The sequence below is a fragment of the Prevotella sp. HJM029 genome (genome assembly GCF_000599605.1).
Lineage (GTDB): Bacteria > Bacteroidota > Bacteroidia > Bacteroidales > Bacteroidaceae > Prevotella.
In genome coordinates this window covers 1-4,813 of sequence record NZ_AZHT01000043.1, presented here as the reverse complement: position 1 = coordinate 4,813, position 4,813 = coordinate 1, and the positions used below count along the sequence as shown (strand labels likewise).

The following is a 4,813-nucleotide window of genomic DNA, read 5'->3' as shown; positions in this document are numbered from 1 at the left end:
AAAAAGATTTATTCTTCTAAGAGTGTATGGGTGAGAATTGAGTGGATGGTAGGTTTTGCAGAGGTCTCTTAAGGATAATTTTACAAATCCATAGATAGTATGGAAAGGGCAGGTGTGTCCATATGACTCAGTATTTGAGATTTTTGAACAAATAACACAGCATATTCTTTTTCTGGGAACTTCTCCAAGGAAAAAAATGCAGTTTTTGGCTGCCTTGGATAGTTCTAAGAGGGAATTAACTGAAATGTCCTAACTTATGAGATATATCTATCCATTTAACGGAAGAACCATAATTTATAGCATAATATACTATGAATCAGAGGAATATTAGGTTTATAAGGGAGGATTAATTAGGGGGCTTGAATTTCAAAAAATGCGGAATTACCTAAAAAAGGCAATTCCGCAAGGATTTCTATTCAATTTAAGTTTTACCGGACAGCAATATTTAGCAATATAATATCACTTGTATATCCCGACTATTCATAACTAGGATACCATTTTATACGCTCAACAGCAGTACGTGCATCAGTAATATTCTCTCTTGTATTTTGATGATCAATAGCATATTGTGCTACCACCTCAGCAAGATGTTGTGAAAAAGAAGTTATTTTGTTCACAGGAGGGAGTACTGCTGCACCAGGTTGTGATGCATTCACAATTCCGCCTAATGCATGCGCTGCAGCTGATAATAGTGATTGATCTACTAATTTTGCAGTAGAAGCTATCACACCTAGTCCTAATCCAGGATACATTAGAGCGTTATTTGCCTGTCCGATAGTGTAAGTTACTCCTTTATAATTGACAGGTGAGCTTGGTATACCAGTAGCGACAAGCGCACGTCCATCGGTCCATTCTATCAAATTAGAAGCCTTTGCTTCTGCAAGTTCTGTTGGATTTGATAGTGGGAAGATAATAGGACGTTCTGTATGTGCAGCCATTTCCTTCACAATTTCTTCTGTAAATGCTCCTGGACATGTAGAAGTTCCTATTAATATGGTAGGCCGAATAGCACGAACTGCTGCGAGTAAAGTAGGTTGAGGCAGCTGTAAATCACTTGTCGAGCGTGCAAAGAACTGCTGTCCTTCTGTCAAATCAGTCATGTCATCAGTGAGTAATCCCTGCTTATCTACTAAATAAATATGTTGCTTTGCCTCATCAGAAGATAGTCCTTGTTGCATGAACTCTTCGTAAATCTGATGTGCAATACCTGCGCCTGCTGTTCCTGCACCAAACACCATCACACATTGGTTAGTAAATTTCTGTTTTGAGATATTCAGTGCGCCGAGAATACCCGCCAAAGCAACTATACCTGTTCCCTGTATATCATCATTGAATGTTGTAATCTTATTTTGGTAGCGTTCGAGAATGGCCGCTGCATTAGGGCGACCAAAGTCCTCCCAATGAAGGTATAAGTTCGGAAAGAGACGTTCTGCTGTTTCAACAAACTTGTCTACAAATTCATGATATCTTTTACCACGAACGCGTTCATGACGATTGCCTAAATAAAGAGGATTGTCGAGCAACTGTTTATTATCAGTTCCCACATCAAGTACTAGTGGCAATACCTCATTAGGGTTAATACCAGCCGCTGCAGTATAAACCATTAGTTTTCCAATGGCAATAGCAACACCATTTACACCCCAGTCACCTATACCTAATATGGCCTCGGCATCAGTAACCACAATGAGTTTTATATCTCTTCCTTCTGAAGCATTGCGCAATGATTTCTCAATATCTTCAGGATGGTCAATAGAGAGGAATCCTGCATCCTGTGGCTTCATGAATAATTCGTCGTATTGTCGAATAGCATCTGCAACAACCGGATCATAAACAATCGGCATGAACTCCTCGATGTGTTGCGCCATAAGTGCATAAAACAGAGTGCGGTTGGTATTGAAAAGTGTCATCAAATATACACGTTTCTCCAGATTATTTACCTTTTTCTGATATTCCAGATATGTTCTTTCTATCTGTTCCTCAAGTGTCTGCACAACCGGAGGGAGTAATCCTACGAGATTTAATTTCTCACGCTCAGCCATACTAAAGGCTGTTCCTTTGTTAACGAAAGGGTTGTTCAAGATTTCATTAAATGTACCCATACTTTCTTAATTTTTAATAGTAGAGAAAAGTTACCCCTCCTACTTATTAGAATCTATATATAATTTTAATTGACAATCTTATTTGATATCAAATTTGTCTAATCTTTCAGTGTTATGAAGATATCTTTTAATAACTCCATTAATAACTAAAGTTTCCCACCCTAATAAATAGATAGAAAAAATAACAATTTGTCGAATTTTCTTTGGAAATTAGTAATCGCTAAAGAACTGATTTTAAAGACAAGACAACAAAACTATTATGGAAGCAAAAATAGAGAAAATAAGTGAGTTATCCAAACTTTTGAATGTTAAAACTCGAATGAGTGATGATTTATTTCATCTTTTTGGCAAGTTTGGCATTGGTCACTTGTTATCTCGCCTGTCATTGGAGAAACATGATGGAGTTTCGGCTTCGGAATTAATCCTTTCTCTTTGCCTCTTCCGCATTGTGGGTGAAAGTATTCACAGTATATGCAAACATAAGATATATGAGCTTTCAAATCATGGTAAGAACTGTTTCTATCGCATGATGATTCGCCCACAGATGGATTGGAGACGCTTGATGAATCACTTTGCCCTGCGTTATATGTGCCTTTTACGTAAGTATAGCGAAGCTCCTCAATCCAATACCATGACATGTTTCATTATAGATGATACTGTGCTTGAGGAGAGTGGTGTGAGAATGGAAGGTGTCAGTTGTGTTTACGACCATGTAAAAGGTAGGTGCGTATTGGGCTACAAACTGCTACTTTGTGCATTCTTTGACGGCAAGACAACCATACCCTTCGATTTTTTACTGCATCAGGAAAAAGGGAAACAAGGTGACTGCGGGCTGACAAAACAGCAACGTAGGAAGGCATATCATATCAAGAGGAATAGTGATAACCCCGATTATAAGCGCTTTCAAGAGTGTAAGATGTCTAAGATGGAAGTTGCCATGGATATGCTTCGCCGTGGATGGAAGATGGGGTTACATGCGAAGTATGTGATTACCGATAGTTGGTTCACCTGCGAGCAACTTATGGCATGTGTTAGAAGCATAGGTAAAGGGGGAATGCACTTTGTTGGACTTGCTAAAATGGGAAAGACGAAATATACTGTATCGGGCAAAAAGAAAAATGCTGCAGAACTCATTGCTACCTATGAATGCGAACGAGGAAAGATCTGTCGTAAGTATAAATGTTGATATATTCAGCTCAGCGGACACTTAGGAGATATACCTGTAAGAATCTTCCTCATCAAGTATGGTAGGAATTCCGCATGGAACGTCCTGCTCACCACGGATACTACGATGTCTTTCGTAAAAGCCTTTGAAGTGTATCAGATCAGATGGAACATAGAAGTGATGAACAAGGAGACTAAGCAATATCTCGGATTAGGAGGTTATCAAGGTTGCGACTTTAATGGTCAGATAGCCGACGCAACGCTGTGTTACCTTACATATACCGTCATGGCTTTGGAAAAGAGATTCACAGAATATCAAACTATGGGCGAACTCTTTTCGGATATGGAGGACGACCTCATGGCACTCACGTTATGGAAGCGAGTTCTTGCCTGTATCGAACGCATTCTTCGCATTTTAGGAGAAGTGCTTGGGATGACGCCCCAACACCTTATGGCTGCAATCAGCGGAAACGACAAAGAGATGAGCAAAATCCTTGTAATGGCTGAAGCATTGGAAAAATGGGATGAAGTATATGGACAGACTACATAACTTCTATTAGTCATGTGTTAAAAGTCAATGAATATGGGGGATGACAAGCAAAGGTGAATGAGAAAAGACAATGTTTTGAGAGGTGGGAAACTTTAGTTAGTAATTCGATTATTTTGGATACGATCAAGCCCGATAAACTTTTCTATATTTTCAATACACCTATTTTTAATAAGCGAGGATGTGATTTTGATGGCTTTCAGAAATATTTACTCTATATTTTGATGTTTGGACGTAAATATCCTAATGCGGGGCAGTTGCGTACAATGCTTAGTGATATAGACAAAAGAATTGAAAGTAAACTAACTTCTCATGGCGCAAGGTTCACAATAGAAGGCTATGAAGGAGCGGAAGATAATAAAGAAGTGGAGTTTGTAAGGCTTTGGGGATTGGTAGAGAATGTAAAAAGCATGAGTGCAATATGTGCACAGATTGCCATCGAAAATGTTTCTGTTGTGCACTATGCATTAAGGGTAATCAGTAGGATGATGGGAAGTATTGGAGATAATGCACTTCGTGATGAAATTGTTTCAAAAGTTTGTAAGCGACTGATAGACCTGCTTAATTCTGCTTATACAAAACTTTGGCTTCAGGACATGGCCTATAGTAGAGATAAGGAGTATAAAGTTTCACCTTATGATGTAAATTTGTGTAAGCTTGTAATGGGAGAAAGTACTCAGCTTTGGAATAATGATTGGCTAAAGAATAAGTTAATAGAAGATTTCCCTCAAGATAGTTTCGTTGACAGAAAAGTATTGAAAAGTGGCGGGTCAATTATTACATTTAGGGAGACTCGTGCTTATATGGATGCTTCAAATGAGTTCGTTAAGGCTAATGAAATCAAAATAATATAGATATGGAATAGCGATGTTTAGTGTAGTTGCCTTTATATAACTAAGGTGTAAGGGATAATTTGGTTTCTTGTCGTTATTATCTCTATTTTGTTGTATAAATCGAAAAGTTTCATTTTAGATATAGATTTTTTCTAAAAAGATTTGGAGTT

Annotated in this window: 2 protein-coding genes and 1 pseudogene; 2 read left to right on the top strand and 1 reads right to left on the bottom strand. The window is 38.1% G+C overall.

Annotated elements, in window-relative coordinates; all coding sequences use genetic code 11:
- Positions 1-476 precede the first annotated feature (476 nt).
- Entirely contained in the window at positions 477-2,099 is a 1,623-nt protein-coding gene (locus tag X919_RS0104180) for a malolactic enzyme (RefSeq protein ID WP_028899144.1), read from the bottom strand.
- Between the two features lie 259 nt (positions 2,100-2,358).
- Between X919_RS0104180 and X919_RS15915 the strand changes: the two are divergent.
- Positions 2,359-3,813: pseudogene (locus X919_RS15915) on the top strand (transposase).
- A gap of 53 nt (positions 3,814-3,866) precedes the next feature.
- Positions 3,867-4,664 (top strand): hypothetical protein, encoded by a 798-nt coding sequence (locus X919_RS14750; RefSeq protein WP_155949657.1) that lies wholly within the window; start codon positions 3,867-3,869, stop codon positions 4,662-4,664.
- The last annotated feature ends 149 nt before the right edge of the window (positions 4,665-4,813 follow it).